Below are 21,548 nucleotides of genomic sequence, written 5' to 3'. Positions count from 1 at the left end.
GAAATCACAAATAAAAACAAGACAATTAACTGACAGACAACTCGACGAGGTGAAATATGATGTTTACCGGCTTACTTGTAATCAATGCCATCTGGTTTACGATGGCCTTCTACACCTTCTCCATCAAACACCGTAATTTTGCAAAAGTGGTGACACCACGAGATCAGCGAAATCATCATTTATTCGATGTTTTGGCTGAATCCGGTCGATTTTTGGGTGGGATGAACTTCGCCTTTGCCCTCTGCAACATCATGCTGTTGTTGAATCTGGATCTTTTCCCGAGCGATGCTCAAAGAGCTTTCCTACTCTTCATCTTCGGCATTGCTCATGGCTCCCAGTTCATTTTCAACGTCCCGGTGGCGCTAGAAAACCGAAAAGGCGGTGGTGTCTGGCAGGTGTTCAAAATGCCAATGCTGTTCATCTTTGTGACGGACTTTGTCACGATGGCGTTGAATTTGGCTGGATCAGCGCTTTTGATTCTCTAAACGTAGCGATCCAAACATTACATTAAAACTGCCGCAATCGTTGTATGTCCTTTTGCGGCGGTAAACCAAATAAACGACTGTATTCACGACTAAATTGCGACGCACTTTCATAGCCAACAAAACTACTGGCCTGGCTCGCATCCAAACCATTCATCAACATTTGATCCCTGGCTTCCTGAAGGCGTAATGTCTTCAGGTACTGTAACGGGCTAGCCCCCGTTAAGGCCTTGAAGTGCTGGCGGAACGTAGAAGAGCTCATGTGCGTTTGCTCAGCCAAAGTTTCGATACCAATTGACTGGGTGAAATTCTGTTTCAGCCAAGCCACAACTTTTAAAATTTGACTGCTCGGCGAGCCTGCAGACGCCAAATGGCGTAAGTGCATGCCATGAGGGCTATCCATCAGGCGGATAATGATTTCTTTCTCGATCAACGGTGCCAAGCTAGGTAGAAACTTTTCTTGTTGTTGAAGTCGAAACAGTCGACTCATCGCATCACATAATTCCATGTCAAACTCATGAATTGATATCGGTTGATACCTCATATCACGAGACGGTTTCGATAAATTAAGCTCGGCACATACCTGCATTATCAATGAATAATCCAGCTTCAATACCAAGGCAATGAACGGGTGATGCCTACTTGCTTCAGTGACATGCGAAACAACCGGCAAGTCAAACGTAGTCAACATTGACTGACCAGCTACGCAAGGCAATTGTTCGTTATGAATCGAAAGCTGTTTACCGCCTTGTAATACCATGGCCAAACTGAGCGTATAAATACAATGCAAAGGTTCAGTAGGTGCGTTTCTGATATGAGCGGTTAACCCAGAAATACCGGTGTTGTGATCCCCTTCTCTTTTACTGTAGGCAAATACTGTATTGGCTAATGCCTGGATCTGACTATTTGCATTTGTTGTTAACATACAATGTTACTCTTCTATTCCAAACCGTGGCGGTAATCACTGCTGATCGTACTTTTCTAGCATCTGAGCTGTTGTCAGCTGATTTCCCATTCGACCACGTTTTACATATTTATGCGTAAAAGAAACAGCACCTTGAGCCTTAACCAGCTCAGCAAAATCATCAATAAAACTTTGTTCGAACTTACTGTTAAAACTATTAACCAACACCACGTGTTTACCCGTTAAATCATTATCTTTAACAAACTGCCAAATCGGTGGCGCTGGACTATACAACCAAATCGGCGAACCCAAATAGACGGTCTTATATTGCGAAAGATCAATCTGTGAAGGCGTGATATCAGCGACATTACTACGTGCGTCTTTCAGCGCACTGATCCAGCCTGGGATTCCCAATTGGTACGTGTCAGCCGTTATTTCATAAAGATCGCCACTCGTTTTATTTGCAATATGATCAGCCAGGACACCGGTATTACCTGACCGAGAGAAAACAACCACCGCAGTCGTTGAATCAGTTGCTTGGTTCATTGGCTCATAAAGCAAAAGCTGTTTGTTAGCTAAACTTTGGGCGTTTTCTATACGCGTGACTAAAAAGGCTAAAGCGAACGCACCAAGGATAACGACACTCAAAACCAAATATAGCCATTTCATGCTACGTTTTCCTTCCAGATAGATGTACTACAACGGTGGTTAAAATACGGCGCTCGCACAAATCAAGCGCCATTTAACTTAGCTCATGTGTTGAGCTAGGAAGGGAATAATCTTTTCCATTGCCAAACCAACAGCCGTTGGATTGTCATAGAGGTCATAGTGAGACCAGTCTTGTAATTCAACTAATTGACGATCTTTCGATGCAACCGACTTCCCGTATATATCCAGACCATCTCGATATGCTCCAAATGCACCAACTTTTTGTCCAACAACGGCCATTACAGGTTGCGTCATCAACGTTTCGGCGAACGCAAAGGCATCCCAACTCAGAGTTTTCTGAGCATGAGAGAACAGCATTCTGGTTGCTCCGCCTTCCGTCTGACCACGAGCAGTTTTGTAGTAATCCGTCGCTTCAAAAACGTCTCGCTCGATCAAGCCATTTTCCTTCGCGAATTCAATACTCGGTGGCAATAATTCATTTACCTGTAATTCACCACCTTGTGCTTCAAGCGTGCGCTGTGCGGCCATACCTTCCAGTGCTTCAATAGGGTTAAATTCACTAAAGCCTTCACGGAATAGACGACCAACATTGACCGGAGTAATACCAACCACTGCTTTTAGGCGCTTTTCAGTGAGTGCAGCGTTTATTACATAACCGCCACCGCCACAAATGCCCAGCCCACCGATACGAGCGACATCGACATAAGGCAAGGTTGCGGCATAATCAATCACCCTACTGATATCTTCCACTCGCTGACTAGGGTCTTCAATATAACGAGGCGTACCACCTGATTCGCCCTGAAAACTGGCGTCATAGGCAATCACGACATAGCCAGCTTCAGCTAGCGCTTTACCATAGACAGTGCTTGATGTTTGTTCTTTGCAGCTACCGAAAGGATGTACGCTAACCATAGCTGGATAACGTTTTTTCTCATCAAAATCACTTGGAAGAAGTATTAAGGCAGATATATCCCAAGCCATATCTGGATTTCTGAATGTAATTTTCTGCGTGTTCATGTCAGGTCTCCAAAATCTATTCAAAGCGCGAAATAGCGCCCCTTATGGAGCGCGTAACACTGCCTAATTACAAAGTGCGTGCAAAGAACGGAGTAAGCACACTGAGAGCCTCAGCAATGTCAGATTCGCCATCGTATAGACTCATGTGGTTAGCCCCATTCACAATGTGCATCTGCTTATCACTGCTTGCTGCTCGTTCCATTAGATCGTCGCTCATCCACTTACTGCCCGCATCACTTCCAACTACCATCAATAATGGTTGAGTTAAAAAGGCTTCTGATTTGAAGAATGCATCGTAAGTAATGATCTGATTCAAGCTACGAGCGGTTGCAAAACCAGGAGCTGTACAATAAGCAGCGCGATCCGTGTGGTAGTATTCCCAAGCCTGACGAAGCTCTTCATTTGGAGCATCTTCTTCATTGAGTGGCGCCATAGGCATGGTGGCAATCTCAGCACCGCTCGCATCCGAAGTTCTAGCGCCAGAACCCGCTTCTATGTATGGAATAGCATCACTGTCTTTAACATTGTTATCCCATCCATTTCTGAACATCTGACCAATGTTCACCATGCTCACAGTACCTACAGCCTTGATGCGACGATCATTGATTGCAGCATTTGCGGTGTAACCGGCACCGGCACAAATGCCCATTGCGCCAATACGTTCATTGTCTACATAGTTGAGTGTCGTAAGGTAATCAATGACTGCACTGATATCTTCAGTACGAACATGAGGGTTCTCAAGCTGACGCGGCTGCCCCGTGCTTTCACCCTGATAAGACGCATCATAAGCAATAGCAACAAACCCATGTTCCGCTAGCTTCTTAGCGTAAGTTCCAGCCGTTTGCTCTTTGACTCCACCACCAGGGTGAGAAACAACGATTGCAGGATATGCCCCATTTTCATCAAAGTTCTCTGGGAAGTTAATCAAACCAGCCAGGGTGATATCCAAGCCATTAGTATTTGGGAAGGTAACTTTGTTCATGCTCTCTAACTCCTAATTCTCTTGATGATGCTCAAAGATGCATGGCTTATTGAATGAAGCCCTGTGCCCTTTAAATTGAAATCAAGTATAGAAATCGAGAGGGAGTAATGTTTGCCTAAAATGATGAGGTGTTTGCCTAAAACACCTTTCTTTATTCAAACAGATTAAAACTATTAACGGGTTGAATTTGCTCGGTGCTCGTTACTATAGCCTGCAGGTTGAACTGAGCTAACCATCTTTTTCAGCAGCTGGATCAATTGTGCTTGTTCTTGCTCATCCAAGACACTAAGAAGCTCTTGATTCACTGCCACCGGTATGGGCAATAGCGTATCCTTAAGAGCTTTGCCCTTTTCGGTTAAATAAATTCGAAAGGATCGTCGACTGGCTGGATCGGGTCGACGTTCAACTAACGCCAGTTTTTCCAACTTATCAAGTGTTCTGGTCGTAGTTGAGTTTTCAACCTTAGACTTGATTGCGATATCCCGCTGAGTCACGCCTTCCTCTTCCCATAAACACATTAGAGTTGGCCATAGCGCTATTGTTAATCCATGCTTTTTTAACTCGGTATCAAACATTTTTGAAGCCTGCCCGGCCATGACATTAATCAGCCAGCCAAAGCTGCTTTGACGATCAAACTCAACACTCATTTAATTCACTCTCACATTATTGAAGGCGCAATAATTGCCATAGTAACGAATAGTGAAACAACTAGCATCAAAAGTGCTCTGGTATTGGATGCAATAACCACTTCTCTTCTTGCATTGCCTTTCTTAAACAAGATATTCGCTTTCTGATACCCAACAATCATCGCCCATACCAAGGGTTTCTTATCGAGTTTATAGAAAGCGATCGCTATCAAGTGCACTAAGACCAATCCGATCAACAGGTAGGCCAAAAAGAAATGTGCATCTTCAAACCAACTTAATGTAGTGTCACTGATCAACAGCTCGGGTAGCAAAGCTAAATCAATTACCCCTGAAATCAAAAGCCCTAAACAACATTGAAGCAATAAGACAGTGATCATAAGCACCACCATCCAACCACCCGCAGGGTTGTGCCCTATGCTGTGTCTTGCATGTGGTGAGCCCTCTCCTTTGAGGTAGATAACAACCGCTTTAGGTGATTTTACAAATTGCCTAAAGCGGCTGGTTTCACTCCCAACAAATCCCCAGCTGATACGCCACATAATCAATATAAACAGACTGATTCCCAGAACACTATGCATATCCTCCTTCGAAAAACCGCTAGCCAGTAACCCTACGAACAAGACTGCCTGAACCCAGTGATAGAGCCGTGTTGGTAAATCCCAAACTTTCATACCTTCCCCCATAAGTAACTTTGATTCAAAACTTAACAAATAATTTACACCGCAATAGTTGCATACGCAACTATTGCGGTGTAAATTTCATCCAACTCAACTTTCGGAGATAAAAAATCATGAATAAATCGCTGTTAATAATCGCCCTAGTATTAGGATCGTCAGAGCTCAATGCCCAGGAGTTCAATCAGGAGATTGAAACCCGACAAAAGCTGTTCACCGAGATCGAAGAGAAATCCGACTGGGTAGAAGACGAGTTAGAAGAAGACGCACCCAACTGGCAAGACATTGAAAACGTATCAGAAACGTTAATTAAAAATACACAACAGCTAGAGACGCTATTCGTCACAGGCAGTCACGAAAACAGCCGGGCCAAGGTATCAATTTGGGAAAACCACCAAGAATTCAAAGCCGCCTTAAACGATATGTTGATTGGTTTTGAATCGCTGCACTACGCAAGCAAACTACAGAAGTTAACAGCCGCGGAATCAGGTCTGGAGCAAGCTCAAGATACCTGCAACGGCTGTCACCGTCGATATCGTTCTTTATGGTAGGGGCAAATACTATGGCTAAGCATAAAATCATGACAAGACAGAAAATCGTAACAATACATGCCACCACCTCTACCTTGGCGTTACTACTGATTCTGAGCTTTTTCCTCAGCACTACTATCTCTGAACTTATAGGCAATCAAGAACTGATAACCCAGGTCAAAACACTTATTTTCTATGCAATTTGGGCGCTACTTCCCTGCATGGCAATAGCGGGTATCACAGGCAACAAGTTAGCGGGGAAAGCCACCAAAGGGCTAATTGGAAACAAGAAAAAGCGCATGCCTATCATTGCAGCCAATGGCATTCTGATATTGATTCCTGCGGCTATTTACTTAAAGACGCTAGCCATCAGCGGCACTTTCGATACCAGCTTTTATCTAGTACAGGGATTAGAGCTTTTCGCCGGCTTTACTAATCTGGTGCTAATGAGCCTGAATCTCGGAGATGGATTAAAGATAAAACGTTCAAAACTAAAAAGAGGTCCGTCTCAAGAAATAAATGCCTAAGGAACCTCAGAACCACCAATTAAAAAACGCCCATTCGGGCGTTTTTTAGTGATACTAATTTAGTGTTATTAATGCTGCTCAATGCACGAGTAGCTATAAATCGTTTCTGCCGAAATACGAGTTTCGTCTACTAATCCCATATATTTAGCATCAGGGCCAAATTCTTCTTTACACGCTCGATTAAAGAAGGCGATGACTTCTTTTTCTGGTTCAATTTTCAGAATGGTGAAACTTCCATCCAGATTCTCTCTCATGACTTGAACCACATCCAAAGACCGATTCTGCTGATCATGAATGACGGTTGGTTTCTTTATCACTACCGTCGAAGCTTCACTCGCCAAGCTCACCGTCGACATCGAAGCAACGGCCAAAACGACTAACATCTTAATTTTCATTACACACTCCTTGTATTCAAAGCATTAACGAAATCAGTGTAGTGAACAAAGTTAACTTTGACTTAATCGCTTACCTGCACCTTTTAAAAGCGCCTTGCTATAGGCCACATGCAAACCTGTTGTCGCATGAAAAAGAAAACCAAATTCACCCGGCCCATTCTTTGTTTGCGGGGGAACGACCACCGACCCGAAATACAGTCGTGTCTTGGCTTGCTGGTCATCACTGATGTCCTCTGCTTTTAACCAAGAGCGTGTCTTATGCATGAAGTCGCTCAATAGAATTTGTTGTTCTTCTCTGTCTTCCACATGCCAGGAAGAGAACTTGGAGACGTCGCCCTGCGCTAAAGCTTTTGCTTCTTGATCTGTCGATGGTTTTCGAACTAACAAAGCAAGAATTTTGCGCTCTAACTTGAACAAGGGTGTGGTGTAGAAAGCCTCTACATAGGCTTCAAACGAGATCTTCTGCGGTAAATCGAGATAGAAACAATCGGTGTAGGCACCCTTTGCTTCATAGTGTTTAGACAATGCGCTATCCGGTAGCGTCGAACGTTGAACCTGACTCATGTTGAAACTCCCTGTTCACAATTAAGTTGAAGAAGTGAATCGATCACAAGTTAATACTATTTACCTACTTATAAGCATTAACTCGATAATACTCCGGCCCTTTCCTGATCGGTTATTAGGCATCCTGACCAGCTTTGACCAACATATCAGGAATCTTATTAACTAAGTAGTCAAAAAAGCATTGAGAAGCACTAAAGTTGAAAACATACTGGCCGTTATGGTTAGTATTCGTTTATTAGACTTAGTTCAGCGCATTTAATGTTCACGGAAGGACAGTTTTATGACAAACACTATCAATACGTCTCCGCTTCAACGGTCAGTCAACGGCCAGGATTTGAAAGAAGGCGTTGCGCCTAACGTAACGATGTCGGAAGAAACCAAAGCCAAAATGCAGACAAGTATTGCTGAATCCAAAGCACAGCAGCCTTCCAAACCCGTTGAGTTGCCATCCGTAACCGTAGAAATCTCGACTGCGCCCTTTAAGCACGCACCTAAGATTGAATTTGAAAGCGGCGTACTACGTTATACCCCCGAAGGTGATCCAGAATATCTTCACCGAAATGAACTACTCGCCGCTGAACTGGAAGCCCAAACCAACAGAAAAGAATTCAATCCAACGAGCTACCTTGCCAATATTACAGAACTGGATCTATCGAAAGGTTCGTACAAAGACGGCGTTCGCAATTATGCGGGGTTCCTTCCGTATGATATGGATGGCAACCGACTCACGGCCGATTACAAAGGCTTTAACAAAGCACCGGTAGTTGCCTCCTTCAGCCTGGATATCGAAACCAAAGACGGCGACAAAGTTACCATTACTATCAACAAGGAAGAAGGCGGTACCCGCTTTGCTGGTGGCAGTTTTGCGGGGATCAAAGGGTCTTCCTTTGAATTCGATTTTGAAGGTGATTTGGATGAAGACGAACTTGAAGCCATTCAAACTTTGGCGATGGATTTAAGCCAATCTGCCGGTGCCTTCTTCAATGGCCAAGGCATGGCACAGCTGAATGGCCTTGAAAGCTTCGATAAGAACGAGCTTTCCGGTTTTGATCTATCACTATATAGCCAGCGTCATATGAACAGTGAAGCTGAATTCCACTTTGAAATTGATAAATACTCTGGTAACCAAACCTTAGAAGCCTCTCAGTTTGGTTTGGAATACAGCATCACTGTAGATAAGAATAACCAGTTGGTAGACAAAGACGCCAACCAAAGTCTTCAATTCCAATCCTACTTAGCGATGATTGATCACATGGCTGAATCCTACAAAATACCCGGTTTAAGAACGTCCGAGGTTGCCTCTTTCTTTAAAGATGGTTTTTCTACGGCACTGGGCTTTAGCCTAGGTGAAGACTACGAAAGAGAAGAAAACGATAAAACGGCATTGAATGATCACCAACTAAAAGTCGCACAATCATCACTCAGCGGTTTACCGGACTTTGAAGCCAGCTTCTTTGGTACTGGTGTTGCAGGCGTAACCCCAAACCTTGAAAAGCCTACTGAACGATCCTTTATGTCGTTAGAAATCCAACAAGAAACCAGTGTTCAAAAAGGGCTCAACAGCAAAGGTCGCCATGCTGAGATTACTCAAGCTTCCACTTATGAGTTAGATGTCAGACAACATAAGCCACTGCTCGGTCTTGACCTGGTGGACTTCAAAAACCAAACCTACCGTTATGAAACCATGAAAGAAGAAGGTGCCCTTCTCCGTTCCATCAATGTTCAAGACGATGGCAAGATCAATTCAGGAAAAGTAACGCAAGCGCAATCCAAAGAAGAGACTATGATCGAATACCAAAACGGTGACGTTACTGACCAAAAAGAGTCAAAAGAACAATTTGCTCAATCGCTTGATACGACTGAGCTCGACGTATTAAAAGACGACAAGTTGAATCGTCAGCTGGGGCTTTACAAGACCATTAACACCCTGTTGGACAACTAATCTCAGGATCAACAGGCCCATACAAGAACGGGACGTTACTTTGGATAAAAGCTTAGTTTACATAGAAATCCAGAATCTCTTGTAACATCCCCTTCTTTTTGTGTTTTCGAAGGCCCTGATTCACCCGACCGACCATGGCCCCACCTCTAGGTAAACTTCTTGATAGGATAGCGTATACTCAACTACGCTTTTGGATGATAAACCTCGGACACCAGAATCTCAGGTGGCGCAATTGCAATATCATCCAATGCATTACCAAGCTTTTCTCCCAAAATTTCGCCAGCAGACTCCGCATCATCCTTGGTAGACCACATAGTGAAGGACAAATACCGCTTCTCGTCTTCCGAGACTAAATAATGGGCGCTTATGAATCCATTTAATGTTTTGGTGAACTTGAACATAGTATCAGCCAACGCTTCGATGGCTGGTCGTTTATCAGGCGTAGACTGAAATGAAAATTCACGAACATACATGATGAAACTCCTCTCATTAGTGAATTTAACGAAGAACCTTACTCACGAGTAAGTCTAGATCATCGTGCAGATTCCACGGGTCAGGACATGACCGCATGTCTGTTAAATGAGCCTGATGCATACAGCAATTCACCTAGAGAAATTTGGCATAAACACTACACACCGACTTTATCTTCAGGGTTGTATGGAGCTTTGGTTTGATAGAGTGATCTACTCATCTCACCTTTCTACGAACTCATTAATACTTACACTTTGGCGAATTCAACAACTCCGGCCCAAACCGGAATTGTTCTTTCATCGACAGAATGTGTTCCAATATAGCTTCCAAACGCTTGGGTTTATTCAGGCCTGAGCGATACACCAGATAGATAGGCATAGGCACCGCATGCCACTCAGGTAAAATCCGTACCAGCTTTCCTTCGCCCCATTCACACACCAATTCATTCGCAGGAATTTGTGCAATGCCCAAACCAGCAAACGCAGCACTTTTTAAGCCCTGCATGTTAGAACAGGAAAAGTTGCTACTCACACCAACAGATACCGTTTTTTCTTCAGACACTAACGTCCAAGGCGTATTCTCGGTATTTCCCTGGAATCGAAGGCAATTATGATGAACTAGGTCCGAGGGCAGAGAGGGATAACCATGCGCTTCAAGATACGCAGAGCTGGCAACTAAAACCCGAGTTGAATAGCCAATTTCCTTAGCCACCAAACGATCATCAGCCACTTGCCCCACTCGTAAGGCAAGATCAATACCTTGGGAAAACAAATCATCAAAGTCATAAGACAACTCCAAAGATACCTTGATCTTTGGCCACTGTTTCATAAAAGGCGACAAGACATAGTTCGTGAAAAAGCCGCCCAACGTTGGAGGAGCAGAAATCCGCAGCATCCCCTGCACTTGCTGCTCCATTTCCTGAACGTCTTGAGTCAGCGCCTTAAACTCATTCACCAGCTGAGCCGCCCGATTGAAAACGATTTGCCCGGCTTCGGTGATCTGGATTTTACGGGTTGATCGCTCCAGTAATTTAACTTCTAAATGATCCTCAAGTTTAGTAATTGCCTTACTGACCGTTGATTTGGGTAGGCCCATTAATTCAGCACACTGAGTTAGGTTCATTTGCTGACAGGTCGTTACAAATACCGATAAGGTTCTAAAATCAATAGTTTCCAAATTACGAACAATCACTTTCCAATTACCCAATTGTTTCACATTAAGACAGACCTTACTCTACCCCCATCAATGACTCAAGCGTTTACTCATTAATTTTCTGGAGCTTTCCATGTCCGATGTTCATAACATTTTTTCTGAAATCCAACTGGGTGATATCAAGCTAAAGAACCGAGCTTTGATGGCACCATTAACTCGTGCACGTGCAGTTGATCATGTACCAACTGACATGATGGCCGAGTATTACGCACAACGAGCAGGCGCAGGCCTGATCATTGCCGAAGCCACGATGGTGATGGAGGGAAACTCTGCATTTGTTAATGAACCAGGTGTCTACTCTCAAGAACAAATTGAAGGCTGGCGAAAAGTCACTGACGCTGTACACGCCAAGGGCGGTAAGATTGTTCTTCAACTCTGGCATGGAGGTCGAGCTTGCCACCCGGATCTTAACGAAGGCAACACTCCAGTTGCAGCAAGCCCCATTGCCATCACTGATTCAGAAGTTCACACCCCGAACGGAAAAAAGGCATACACAGTGCCTCGCGCATTAGAAACCAGCGAAATTCCAACCATCGTAGCAGGCTTCAAACAAGCCGCAATAAATGCCAAAGAAGCCGGTTTTGACGGTGTCGAAGTTCACGGTGCGAACGGTTATCTCCTGGATAACTTCCTTCGTGATGGAACGAATCAGCGCGACGATCAATACGGTGGTTCTATTGAGAATCGTGCGCGCTTGCTGTTTGAAGTACTGGAAGCCGTGATCGATGTATGGGGCTCAGGCAAAGTGGGATTACGTACTTCTCCGCTTAACAGCTTCAACAGCATGAAAGACAGTGACCCTGTTGCCTTAACCACTTGGTTGGCGGAATACTTAAACCAGTTCGACCTAGCCTTCTGGGATCTAATGCGTACCGATTTCTACGGCCAGCAAACCGGCGATGTAATAACACCAGCACGCAAGCTGTACAAGGGAAATCTGGTCGGAAACATGGGCTACAGTCATGAAGAAGCCTCTGCTGCCATCGGTGACAATCAACTAGACGCCGTCGCCTTTGGTGTACCTTTCATCTCAAACCCGGATTTGGTTGAACGCTTTGCTGCCAATGCCGACCTTAACCAGGCTGACCCAAATACCTTCTATATGGGTGGTGCGGAAGGTTATATTGACTATCCGACAATGAACTAGTCATACGCTAAAACCAAGAAACGAGACCCTGTTGAGCATATTCAGGGTCTCGTTTTATGCTTAGCAAGAAATGCTCTGTTTAGATCATCTAGACATTTCACCGCTTCAACACAAACGTTGACTGTTATGGCGTAACAACTCAACCCCGTCAGAAACTCAAGACGAGCAATAGTATAATTTCGCCCAAATGCGTTTGTGATAGCGTGAAAAACACCACACTTCCTTAACACTTACGTTTACTCCATCCCGAAAAATTGATTAGAATTGCTCCGCCCCTCTCCATATAAAAAAAATAAAGAGCAAAAGGACAGCCAAATGAAATCAATTAAATTACTGCTTACAGCCCTTACTTTCATATTTCTCTATGGGTGTAGTAGTTACTCCGGGGATAGCAATAAAGAATCTGTTATTGATGAATTAGATTTAGCAGGCACTTGGCAACACCCTCAAGATATTGTTTTCTCTGTAAACGCTGACACAGTGATCAGACATAAAGGCTATGAAAGAATGGTTTTCTTACAGACGGATAACATTATCGACGTCATGACCTGTAATATTCTTCTGCCCTTTGTGACCTATGACCGTGAAGATAAGATCTTAAAATCTCGCGGTATTCCAATAACCGACACAGATGAGACTATCTCGTTCATCGACTATAAAATTTTTGACTCTCAAACATTATTTTCTCTAGATGACGCTGACAGATTTGACAAAATTTCTGATGAGTTGGCAATTAATAGTAGCGACTTAAAGCTTGAAGTTGTTGGATTAAAAGAGTTGGAAGAACAACAAACTACCTGTATTCAGGCGTATTTTACCGTATTGGATGATGAGGTCTACCGAACTCTTGAGATCCGAGTTGATACCGAAGAATCCATCTACACCGTTTCAATTGCATATCCTATGGAGATGGAAACAGGTACCTATGAGGTGGATGCTTCAAAACTAACGCCTGAAGGCGATAATGTTGTCGTAGTAATTTCAACAGATGACAACGAAATCGTAGAACAATTCGGGCCTTTTATTGAAGACGCTGAACTCTCAATACTGGTTCCTGCATCGACCTCGGATCCCAATGTGACTTCTCCACAGACTTTAGAGTTCACACAGTTAGATGAGAAACAGATGGGAGGGACATTTGATCTCTGGTTCTACGATAAAGAAGGAAATTTAACTAACATTACCGCCGAATTCGATTTTAATTTTTTGTTTTAGTTACATAAAAAAATGAGACTTTGTTGAACATATCCAAAGTCTCGTTTGTTACCTCAGCTAGAAACTCTCTGATCAGTTCACATAAGCATTTGACCAAATCAACATGTCATCATACACACGGTTTCTCACGGCTTCTTTAGATAGCGTCAGGTCATGAACACCACCTTCCACACGAATTTCAGTCACGTGATTACCAAGTACATCTGAAATACGGTTGATGTCTTTCACATCCAGAATCACATCCGTTTCCTGAAACTCATCGCGCCAGAAATTAAAGAACGGCGTGGAAGACTTGGTTGAATACATCACCAGAACAGGCACCTGAATATCCAAACCTTTCTGAAGACGTTGCTGAGCATCAATCACGCCTTTCAACCATCCCCAATAAATCGGAAAACTATAGATAGGTTTCAGGTTCAGATCGTAATCCCACTCGCCTCGTTCAGACACATGAAGCGACTCGCCATACTGAACAGGAATGGTCATGCCTGTTGCACCAAACGGGTTGATTGAAGCAATCGACTTCAATACCTCAGGCAATAGGTAGTAGGAGTTGATGTTCAAGAACGCATCGTTGATATCGAAAAATGGCCCGTTATAAACAATGGCGTCAAAAGGCTTACTGTTCTGACGGTCCACAGTATAAAGCGCAGTAATCAGGCCACCCGTTGAATGAGCATTAAGCAGAAGTTTATCGTTACCTTCGTCATTTCGAATGATCGAAACAGCGGCATCAAGCTCTTCGTAAAACTCTGACACATCAAACATAAAATTCGGATGCTGATGATCCATTAAAGAACGACCATGCTTTCTCAAATCCAAAGCATAGAAGTTATAGCCTTGCTCGTTGTATCTCTGAGCCAATTCTTCCTGAAAGAAGTAATCAACAAAACCATGAACATACAACACCGCTTTATTAGAGTTACCTTGAGCCAATTTACGAACCAAGTGCGCCGTTACGGCACCATCGTAATCATCTGGGAAGTACAGAGTCTTGTCATCAAACCCATAAAGGCGATCCGCCTCCCAATCCGACTGAGATACCAATTCCGCCTGGGCGAAACAAGACAACATTAAAAAGCTAATAAAGGTTATTACTATTCGCATTGTTCAATCCTTAGTTATTAATCACAGGACAAGCTTCTAAGAGCCTTTTTGTCCCAGTATTACCAATTTACCTATCCAAAGGCGGCGCGATTAAACCAAGGCACAACAATAAGTTCCCCACCCATATGGGTAGGTCAATAAGATTTAACAACAGATTTGAGGACTGGTTTGCAAAGCACTCAAACGAAATATTAAGACCTGTATAGGCTTGACCCTTCCCAAGAGCTTGTCGCACTGTTGAATCGCGGATAATTTTAGAGGGAAACAACTACCTATCAGTATGTTTCTGACTTAAAAACGAGTGAAAACCTAACTGGAATGAGCCTCACAATCTGACTCAAGCAAGGCGAAATCTTTGAAAAATATGAAATTTTGATTGGAAAAGATACAAAACTTGTGCTGTTATTAGCGTATTAAGGAACAGAGTAACCTTAATATTGGCCAATATTAACTTTTAGATTTAAGGAAAAAAAATGAAAAAGTTAGTTTTTTCAATCTTTGCAGCAATGTTAGCCCTTTCAACAGCGTCTTTCGCTGAGTCAGGTAGTGCAGGTGCAGGTGCTAGCGCTTCAAGTAGTGCTGGGGCAGGTGCTGGTGCTGCAGGTGGTGCTGGTGGTGCAGGCGCTGCTGCTGGTGCAGGCGCTGCTGCTGGTGCTGCTGGTGCTGGTGCTGCTGCTGTAGGTGCTGCTGCCGCTGCGGTTGGTGCTTCAGTTGCTGCTGCATCAAACTCTGATTCAACTACAATCACTACCTCTACTAACTAATTCTGTTTCCTAGCTAGAAACAGAAAGTAGATGTTGGTGTTGTATTGAACACGTAGCATGAAATAACCCCGCTCATTGAGCGGGGTTATTTTTTGGCAACGATATATTTCTCTGATAGCCTCTTCCAGTTGTATCCCATTCTCACGGTGGCTTCTTGGATGCATCTTATGGATTGGTCGTTGCCTATGCCCACGGTCCTGAACATTTCGTCATGCGCTATGAAGAACCAAGCGTTAAAGGTACCGAAACTCTTGGTGATAACCCTTGGATCGACTTCAGCGGTGATGCGCCAAAACTATTAGATTAATCCTCTTGTGGACTGATCGACTAAAACACCCAGGCAAACATGCCTGGGCGTTTCTGCTTGACCTTAAAGTGGCCTTTAACCTTATTATCTTCCGAGTATTTCATACCGAACATGACAGGCTGAGCATTTCATCCCGAACACATGCATGGCGAACAAGTGGTATGCGGCATAGACTAAATTAAGGTCATTGGAGTTAGAGCACATGAAAATCGGAGAGCTATCCAAAATCACAGGACTTGCATCCTCTCGTATTCGTTTCTACGAAAGCATTGGGCTGCTACAAGTTGTAAAGAGACAAGCCAACGGTTATCGAGACTACCCACCCGAAGCCATCACTGTGCTAAACCTGATCGACGTTGCTCAACAGGCAGGTTTCACGTTGGATGAACTTCGTGCCCTGCTGCCACCGGATTTAACACAATGGGATCATGAATTTCTCGTAAAAGCGCTACACCAAAAACTGGAAGACATTGAGCTACTTCAAAAAAAACTGGCCGAGAACAAATCTAAACTACTCGAAGTGCTCAAAGAAGTAGAAGCAAAACCCGAAGACATGGACTGCGACGACAACGCTCGACGAGTCCTGTCTCAATTCAATATTGGGTGAGTTAAGTTCGGCTAACACACAATAATCGTATTTAATTAAGTCACATTAACTACCAACATGCTCTCTCAAAATGGCGACCAGTCCATCCTGAAATGTTGTCACCTCAAAGTCAGGGAAACGTGTTTTAAACTTATCCGACACAAAAATGTTATCTGTCTTATATCGCGGCAACAGCTCAGTGGCATCCCTTAACGTTTGATTAAATAGACCCGCAAAACTTAACTGCCATTGTTTTAGCACTGTGTAGTTAGCTTCTGTACCGAAGGTCAGTGCGGCCAACTCAACAAATTTTTTGTAAGTAAGTCGATTATCATCGCATGGCAGATGCCAGGTCTGTGAGTAGGCATCGGGCGTGTTCCCCAGTAACGCCATAGCGCGGCTGGCATCAGGCGTATAAATTAAGGTTCGCAACGTATCATCACGCAAGAACACTTTGGCTTTTTTACCAGACAACAGAGGTTCAATAACTGTAGTATTGGTGATGCTCTGAGTCTGGCCAGGGCCGTAAAATTCCGGCGCGCGACACACCAATGCCTCCAATTTTCCTTTAGACATGTTAATCAGCAGATCCTGAACGATTTCCGCCCGCACCTTCCCTTTCTCACCGTTCGGCTCAAAGTGACTGTCTTCAGTTTGAGGCGCATCCGTCTGTGGGTACATGTAGGTGTTATCGAAATACACTAATCGCGCACCATGAGTCAGGCAGGCATCAATCACGTTACGCATCATGGTAGGCCAACACTCAACCCACATTTTGGTGTCCATCGGAAGCCCAGCAGTCAAATAGACGATCTCTGAACCCTCTACGGCTCGGATGGTTTGATCCCTATCCATCAAATCTGCCCGAACCAAGGCGTCTGTATCATTCACTTTCTGCGGATTCCGGCTGACCAATCGAAGATCACTGGTAAAATCTCGTTTTAAGCTTAAGGCCAACTCCCGGCCAATTTGTCCGTTTGCTCCCAAAATTGTCTGCATGGTTAATTTCTCCGAATAAAGGCTTGTCTAAATAAGAGCCTGTCTCTGCGACGCTAATGAACGATGCGAATACCCACTGTGTTAGCCGATCGCGTATTACCTTAGGAGCACATCATAAGTTTAAAGTTAGCTTGAAGGTCAATACCTCTCATCATCTCTTTCTGAAGATTAGATAGTTTTCAAAAACTATGTACTAAATGCTTGACCTTAAAGTTTGCTTCAAGGTTAGCCTCTGACTCATACACCAGAGATTACTCGGTGACATTCATCATTAATGCAGAGGTATACAAAGATGAAGATCAAACTTATTTCACTCATAACCGGTGTCGTACTGAACGCTATAATATTCTCTTCGTGGGCTGGAACAGCAACCAATGCAGAAGAAAACACGCAAGCGGTTAATACAGATAACAATGTAACTACAAGCAGCTCAATCATTGATATTGCAGGCTACCAAGTGCCAGTCGTTGCAGGTGGCTTGTACGACAGATACCGCTCAAACCCACCATTACACGTGATTCAATCCGAAGCTCCCAATGTAGATTTAAGTTGGTTCAAACAACTCAGAAAAACCAAAGTGGACATCGGCTTTGAATCCTACTCGCCCAACTTCTATTACAAAAACAGTAAAGTAACTGCGGTGTTTACTGCGGATATTGATCGCCTCAGAGAATTGATGCCTTCGGAAGTTCTAGAGCAAGTTCAGCCCCTTCAAATCTGGCCAGGTCGAGGGCTAGTCGCCTTTACTGCTTACGCCTATCACTACTGCGATAACGACAGTTATAACGAAATTGCCTTGTCGATCATTACCAACGAACCAGGTAGCTCCAACCTAGGCCCGCTGACACTGGTTGGTCAGTCAATGTCAAAAGACTTCTGGGGTTACGTGCTTAAGCTTCCTGTAGATACGGAACTTGCAAGAGTCCGTGGGATTGTTGGCTACAACCTGCCGAAATGGCTCACCAGAATCAACCTAAGCGAGAACGATCAAACGGTAACCTATGAAATCTATGACAGTAAGACAGGTAAAGTAGACGTCACTTTTGAGGCGCAAAAGCTGGAAGACCTATCTATGGACGCAGCATTGGTAACCAACAGCTTCACAAACATAAATGCGAAAGGCCAGCTCACCACAGGCTATGCGGTATCAAGACAACTAAGCTATGGCTCCAACTCAGACAACGACTCAGTGAATCTGAAATTGAACGATGGAGAACTGTCTCAGTACATCAAGTCGTTAAAGCTGGGGGATATGGTGAAATACGAGTACGTACCTGAATTCCAAAGTGCGCTGTATGCACCTGAGTTGCTGACGCAGAACTAACAAAGCTTCTATACGATACATACTAAAAACTGATCCAGCCACTTTGATGAGCAGCCTTAATGAGCCACTTACTTTTGGATAAGAAGTGGCTGGATTACCCTATGCCTAACGGGCCTAAGTCAAGCCAGCGCTTCCATTATAAATTCGTCCTGACCTTGCCCAAAATAACGAGCCTAAATAGTCTTTGTACCACGTATATCCGGCTATAACCGATTTTCCGCTACAAACGTGCTATAACTATCACCTACTAGAAATACGCCCGATTGCAGCCAGGAAAATAGATGAAAGTTTCCCTATCAAATAAGCAATTATCTAATGTGCAAACCTATAAAGAATGGCTATCACTGCATGAATCAGCCAAGCAATCGGATAGCGTCACAAGTGATGATAGCTTCGAGTCTTCCCGGTCTTTCTTAACCAATCATACTGAACGTATGAAAAGCTTAATCCACCACTCGCGGTTAGTAGATCTCAGTAGTTTTCTGGATGAATCCTTGCATCAAATGGTTGGGGAACTGAATAACGCCAGACTTCATCAACTCTGTAACAGCGAAGTGGAAGCCTATCTCGACACAGTCACCGAAGGTATCCAGCTTCTTGCCAAAACGGCTCTGCCAAACATGACACAGGAAGCCAAGCTGGAGCGCTTTAGTCAGGTAGAAAAGAATTTTGGTCGCCCGGCTCTGATGTTAAGCGGTGGCGGCACATTCGGGATTGCTCACATTGGCGTGGTTAAATCGTTATTTGATCAACACCTACTGCCAGACATTGTTTCGGGAACGAGTATGGGCTCAATTGCGGCAGGTATTATCGCAACGCACACCGATGAAGAACTGGCCGAGTTATTTAATACCCCTGAGAAAGCCCACTACCAACCATTGAAGCCTCTGCCTTTGAAGCAAAAAATCAAACAAGGCTCGTGGATGGATGAAACACAATTAAAGTCATGTATTGAAAGCAATATAAAACCCTACACCTTTGCCGAGGCGTATCAGAAAACAGGGCGAAGCGTTAGCATCACCGTCTCCCCTACTCGACCGGGTCAGAAACCAAGAATATTGAATCATCTGACGGCACCTGATGTGTTGATTACTACGGCTTCGAAGGCATCGTGTTCCGTTCCGGGGCTTTTCCCTCCTGCGTCACTTAAAGCCAAAAGATCAGGTACTAATGAAGCAGAACAGGATTACCTCCCTTCAGAAACGTGGTGTGACGGAGCCATTGCATCCGATATCCCAAGGCAACGAATCAGCCGTTTATTCAACGTTAATTACTTTATCGTGAGTCAGGCCAACCCCCACATTTTGCCTTTCGTAACTCAACGACAAAAGCCAGGAATATCAGCCCTTATAAAAGATGCGGCCATCTCATCTTTGGTAAGCCAAGGCAATGCCATGATCAAGCTCGCCCAGCGCCGAATCACCAGACAACCGTTCAACGCAAGCCTCAGCTATGCCGAACTCTTACTGGATCAAGATTACTTGGGCGATATCACAATCCACCCTGAATTCCCCATTGGCTGGTATAAGAAGTTTATGATTAACCCGAATGAGGAAGAACTGAAATTCCTTATTTTGAAAGGCGAACAAGCCACATGGCCCCACCTACAAATGATCAGAAACCAAACGCGGATTAGTAATACGCTTAGGGCTTGTATTCAGGAGATGAAGAAAGACTAATTTACGGAATATTAAATTGTAGTACAATCCTACACAATTTTATTGTAGTAATTCAGTGGTATCATGAAAAAAAGACTTTCCGAGCTATTCTCTCGCCTAACTTCCGTTAACGAAGCTGTTGCACAAAAACACGGAACAAATCTCATAAATGCCATCGAAGACCATCAGAAATCCAGTTTTTATAATAGGCACTTCCCCTTAACCAAAGATCCTCAAGAACAGCAGCTGTTGGCCTTTTACTCAGAGATTGTTAATCAGGGACTGGATTCTAACGCCGTACTCAAAACCAGTAAGAAAATAGAGTTGGTTGAAAAAACGCTCACTGATAAAACCCCAATTCTGATTCCCTTAGAACTTCATGTATTGATATCCGAACTCAATGTATCCATTGCTCAAGAAATGACATTAACAGTACAAGAAGGCTCTTCACCAGAACGTTATAAGCCTATAAATATGCCTGCCGACTACATTGAAAAGCATGGAGAAATACTTAAGTTATTCGATGAGTTATCTCAATACATCATTCAGTTGTTGAATGACCAAAGTAAGATTAAGTTTCTCAAAAAAAGCCGTCTCGTCTTTAAGACCCTTGGCTTAGGCTACTTCCATCGCTTTATTTCTGATTATCTTGCACTGGTCGAAAACATTACCGATGTTTCAGCCTTAAACAGAGCCATCATCACCAATGAACTTAAGTATTTGGAAAGTATCAGAGTGCCTATTCAGAGGAACGCCTGTTGATAGAAGGCGAGCTAATAACACACTAAGGGCTGACAGCTTCAGCGAGAACATTAGTTTTCAACAACGTTGCGTGATTAACTTGTAGTAGTTCAGTCGTGATCTGACAGTTATCGACTTTTTAGAAGCCCTCTGTCAGATCAGACTCTAATAACGAATTACTCCACCAGAAAAATGACTGAGTATTTCAGAACGCTTCCTGCAAATCTCATTTTTCATATTATTTGCTTCACACTTCCAACAGCCAATACTTGAAAGACTGCATGTATTCACTTTGAATCCGGGAATGAATACAAACTATCAGCTTGGCACGCAAATAATTAGCGCGACCTTAAAAACCATCAACTTACTTCTCTGCACCCTCAACATCGTTTTTGGCATTCTGTTGTTATTTAGCATGAATGCCCGACTCTTTTTTGAAGCCGTCACTGAAGTCTATTACCCAAGCCAACCACTGCTGGGCTCTTATATACTGAACGTATTACTTCATGGAGCCACGGCTTTGGTTTACTCAGTAATACTCACAGCTATCATTCTTAAAGAATTCTCCCCGCTCCAAATTCGCCAAATACTCTTATTGAATACTTGTTTCTTGATTGTTCAGCTGGGTTTGGTTTTTCTCATTGGAACAAAGCTATACGTTATTGTCTGAACAAGCCTCTGTTT

25 protein-coding genes are annotated in these 21,548 nt (G+C 43.7%); 13 read left to right on the top strand and 12 right to left on the bottom strand.

Annotated features, from left to right (window positions below):
- Positions 1 to 56: 56 nt before the first annotated feature.
- Positions 57 to 485 (top strand): hypothetical protein, encoded by a 429-nt coding sequence (locus tag QQL66_RS04450; RefSeq protein WP_284379242.1) that lies wholly within the window; start codon positions 57 to 59, stop codon positions 483 to 485.
- Between the two features lie 22 nt (positions 486 to 507).
- Here QQL66_RS04450 and QQL66_RS04445 read toward each other — a convergent pair whose 3' ends face one another.
- The 6 genes from QQL66_RS04445 to QQL66_RS04420 form a co-directional block, all read right to left on the bottom strand.
- Positions 508 to 1,407, bottom strand: coding sequence for an AraC family transcriptional regulator (locus QQL66_RS04445; protein WP_284379240.1), 900 nt, complete (start codon positions 1,405 to 1,407; stop codon positions 508 to 510).
- A 36-nt stretch (positions 1,408 to 1,443) separates the two neighbouring features.
- Complete coding sequence (locus tag QQL66_RS04440) at positions 1,444 to 2,055, bottom strand: flavodoxin family protein (protein WP_284379238.1); 612 nt, start codon at positions 2,053 to 2,055, stop codon at positions 1,444 to 1,446.
- A 78-nt stretch (positions 2,056 to 2,133) separates the two neighbouring features.
- Positions 2,134 to 3,072, bottom strand: a complete 939-nt coding sequence (locus tag QQL66_RS04435) for an alpha/beta hydrolase (RefSeq protein ID WP_284379236.1) — start codon at positions 3,070 to 3,072, stop codon at positions 2,134 to 2,136.
- Positions 3,073 to 3,139: 67 nt separating this feature from the next.
- Entirely contained in the window at positions 3,140 to 4,054 is a 915-nt protein-coding gene (locus QQL66_RS04430) for an alpha/beta hydrolase (RefSeq protein ID WP_284379234.1), read from the bottom strand.
- A 173-nt stretch (positions 4,055 to 4,227) separates the two neighbouring features.
- The gene (locus QQL66_RS04425; RefSeq protein WP_284379232.1) at positions 4,228 to 4,701 is read right to left on the bottom strand and encodes a MarR family winged helix-turn-helix transcriptional regulator; all 474 of its coding nucleotides are present in this window, start codon (positions 4,699 to 4,701) and stop codon (positions 4,228 to 4,230) included.
- Positions 4,702 to 4,712: 11 nt separating this feature from the next.
- Complete coding sequence (locus QQL66_RS04420; RefSeq protein ID WP_284379230.1) at positions 4,713 to 5,372, bottom strand: cytochrome b/b6 domain-containing protein; 660 nt, start codon at positions 5,370 to 5,372, stop codon at positions 4,713 to 4,715.
- A gap of 119 nt (positions 5,373 to 5,491) precedes the next feature.
- On the opposite strand from QQL66_RS04420, the gene QQL66_RS04415 reads away from it, so the two are divergent.
- A complete protein-coding gene (locus QQL66_RS04415; RefSeq protein ID WP_284379229.1) occupies positions 5,492 to 5,926 on the top strand; it encodes a cytochrome c in 435 nt (144 codons plus the stop codon).
- 11 nt (positions 5,927 to 5,937) lie between these two features.
- The gene (locus tag QQL66_RS04410) at positions 5,938 to 6,432 is read left to right on the top strand and encodes a hypothetical protein (RefSeq protein ID WP_284379227.1); all 495 of its coding nucleotides are present in this window, start codon (positions 5,938 to 5,940) and stop codon (positions 6,430 to 6,432) included.
- Between the two features lie 68 nt (positions 6,433 to 6,500).
- Here the strand turns inward: QQL66_RS04410 and QQL66_RS04405 are convergent, their stop codons facing one another.
- Positions 6,501 to 6,827, bottom strand: a complete 327-nt coding sequence (locus QQL66_RS04405; RefSeq protein WP_284379224.1) for a hypothetical protein — start codon at positions 6,825 to 6,827, stop codon at positions 6,501 to 6,503.
- A 51-nt stretch (positions 6,828 to 6,878) separates the two neighbouring features.
- Positions 6,879 to 7,391 carry a hypothetical protein gene (locus tag QQL66_RS04400; protein WP_284379220.1) on the bottom strand — a complete coding sequence of 171 codons (513 nt, stop codon included), beginning with the start codon at positions 7,389 to 7,391 and terminating at the stop codon, positions 6,879 to 6,881.
- Between the two features lie 280 nt (positions 7,392 to 7,671).
- On the opposite strand from QQL66_RS04400, the gene QQL66_RS04395 reads away from it, so the two are divergent.
- Positions 7,672 to 9,333: a hypothetical protein gene (locus QQL66_RS04395; protein ID WP_284379219.1), complete on the top strand. Its 1,662-nt coding sequence runs from the start codon at positions 7,672 to 7,674 to the stop codon at positions 9,331 to 9,333.
- Positions 9,334 to 9,515: 182 nt separating this feature from the next.
- Here QQL66_RS04395 and QQL66_RS04390 read toward each other — a convergent pair whose 3' ends face one another.
- Positions 9,516 to 9,806, bottom strand: coding sequence for an antibiotic biosynthesis monooxygenase family protein (locus QQL66_RS04390; protein WP_284379217.1), 291 nt, complete (start codon positions 9,804 to 9,806; stop codon positions 9,516 to 9,518).
- 238 nt (positions 9,807 to 10,044) lie between these two features.
- Complete coding sequence (locus tag QQL66_RS04385) at positions 10,045 to 11,019, bottom strand: LysR family transcriptional regulator (RefSeq protein WP_284379215.1); 975 nt, start codon at positions 11,017 to 11,019, stop codon at positions 10,045 to 10,047.
- 70 nt (positions 11,020 to 11,089) lie between these two features.
- Between QQL66_RS04385 and QQL66_RS04380 the strand changes: the two genes are divergently transcribed.
- Positions 11,090 to 12,163 carry an alkene reductase gene (locus QQL66_RS04380; protein ID WP_284379213.1) on the top strand — a complete coding sequence of 358 codons (1,074 nt, stop codon included), beginning with the start codon at positions 11,090 to 11,092 and terminating at the stop codon, positions 12,161 to 12,163.
- A gap of 315 nt (positions 12,164 to 12,478) precedes the next feature.
- Positions 12,479 to 13,378: a hypothetical protein gene (locus tag QQL66_RS04375; protein WP_284379212.1), complete on the top strand. Its 900-nt coding sequence runs from the start codon at positions 12,479 to 12,481 to the stop codon at positions 13,376 to 13,378.
- A gap of 72 nt (positions 13,379 to 13,450) precedes the next feature.
- On the opposite strand, the gene QQL66_RS04370 is transcribed toward QQL66_RS04375, so the two are convergent.
- Complete coding sequence (locus QQL66_RS04370; protein WP_284379210.1) at positions 13,451 to 14,485, bottom strand: alpha/beta hydrolase; 1,035 nt, start codon at positions 14,483 to 14,485, stop codon at positions 13,451 to 13,453.
- 473 nt (positions 14,486 to 14,958) lie between these two features.
- Between QQL66_RS04370 and QQL66_RS04365 the strand changes: the two genes are divergently transcribed.
- The 3 genes from QQL66_RS04365 (at position 14,959) to QQL66_RS04355 (ending at position 16,163) form a co-directional block, all read left to right on the top strand.
- Positions 14,959 to 15,249, top strand: coding sequence for a hypothetical protein (locus QQL66_RS04365; RefSeq protein ID WP_284379207.1), 291 nt, complete (start codon positions 14,959 to 14,961; stop codon positions 15,247 to 15,249).
- A 154-nt stretch (positions 15,250 to 15,403) separates the two neighbouring features.
- Positions 15,404 to 15,556 carry a hypothetical protein gene (locus tag QQL66_RS04360; protein WP_284379202.1) on the top strand — a complete coding sequence of 51 codons (153 nt, stop codon included), beginning with the start codon at positions 15,404 to 15,406 and terminating at the stop codon, positions 15,554 to 15,556.
- A 202-nt stretch (positions 15,557 to 15,758) separates the two neighbouring features.
- On the top strand, positions 15,759 to 16,163 hold the full coding sequence (locus QQL66_RS04355) for a MerR family transcriptional regulator (protein WP_284379199.1): 405 nt from the start codon (positions 15,759 to 15,761) through the stop codon (positions 16,161 to 16,163).
- 45 nt (positions 16,164 to 16,208) lie between these two features.
- On the opposite strand, the gene QQL66_RS04350 is transcribed toward QQL66_RS04355, so the two are convergent.
- Entirely contained in the window at positions 16,209 to 17,141 is a 933-nt protein-coding gene (locus QQL66_RS04350) for an NAD-dependent epimerase/dehydratase family protein (protein ID WP_284379196.1), read from the bottom strand.
- A gap of 292 nt (positions 17,142 to 17,433) precedes the next feature.
- On the opposite strand from QQL66_RS04350, the gene QQL66_RS04345 reads away from it, so the two are divergent.
- The 4 genes from QQL66_RS04345 to QQL66_RS04330 all read left to right on the top strand — a co-directional run bounded on the left by QQL66_RS04345 (position 17,434) and on the right by QQL66_RS04330 (position 21,534).
- Positions 17,434 to 18,465 (top strand): acetoacetate decarboxylase family protein, encoded by a 1,032-nt coding sequence (locus tag QQL66_RS04345; RefSeq protein ID WP_284379193.1) that lies wholly within the window; start codon positions 17,434 to 17,436, stop codon positions 18,463 to 18,465.
- A gap of 281 nt (positions 18,466 to 18,746) precedes the next feature.
- Positions 18,747 to 20,144 (top strand): DUF3336 domain-containing protein, encoded by a 1,398-nt coding sequence (locus QQL66_RS04340; RefSeq protein ID WP_284379190.1) that lies wholly within the window; start codon positions 18,747 to 18,749, stop codon positions 20,142 to 20,144.
- 63 nt (positions 20,145 to 20,207) lie between these two features.
- Positions 20,208 to 20,885 carry a hypothetical protein gene (locus QQL66_RS04335; protein ID WP_284379187.1) on the top strand — a complete coding sequence of 226 codons (678 nt, stop codon included), beginning with the start codon at positions 20,208 to 20,210 and terminating at the stop codon, positions 20,883 to 20,885.
- A gap of 283 nt (positions 20,886 to 21,168) precedes the next feature.
- Entirely contained in the window at positions 21,169 to 21,534 is a 366-nt protein-coding gene (locus tag QQL66_RS04330; RefSeq protein WP_284379184.1) for a hypothetical protein, read from the top strand.
- Positions 21,535 to 21,548: the final 14 nt, after the last annotated feature.

The sequence above is a fragment of the Litoribrevibacter albus genome, assembly GCF_030159995.1.
Classification (GTDB): Bacteria; Pseudomonadota; Gammaproteobacteria; order Pseudomonadales; family Litoribrevibacteraceae; genus Litoribrevibacter; species Litoribrevibacter albus.
Note: the sequence above shows the minus strand (reverse complement) of the source record. Positions and strands in the feature narration are given on the sequence as shown.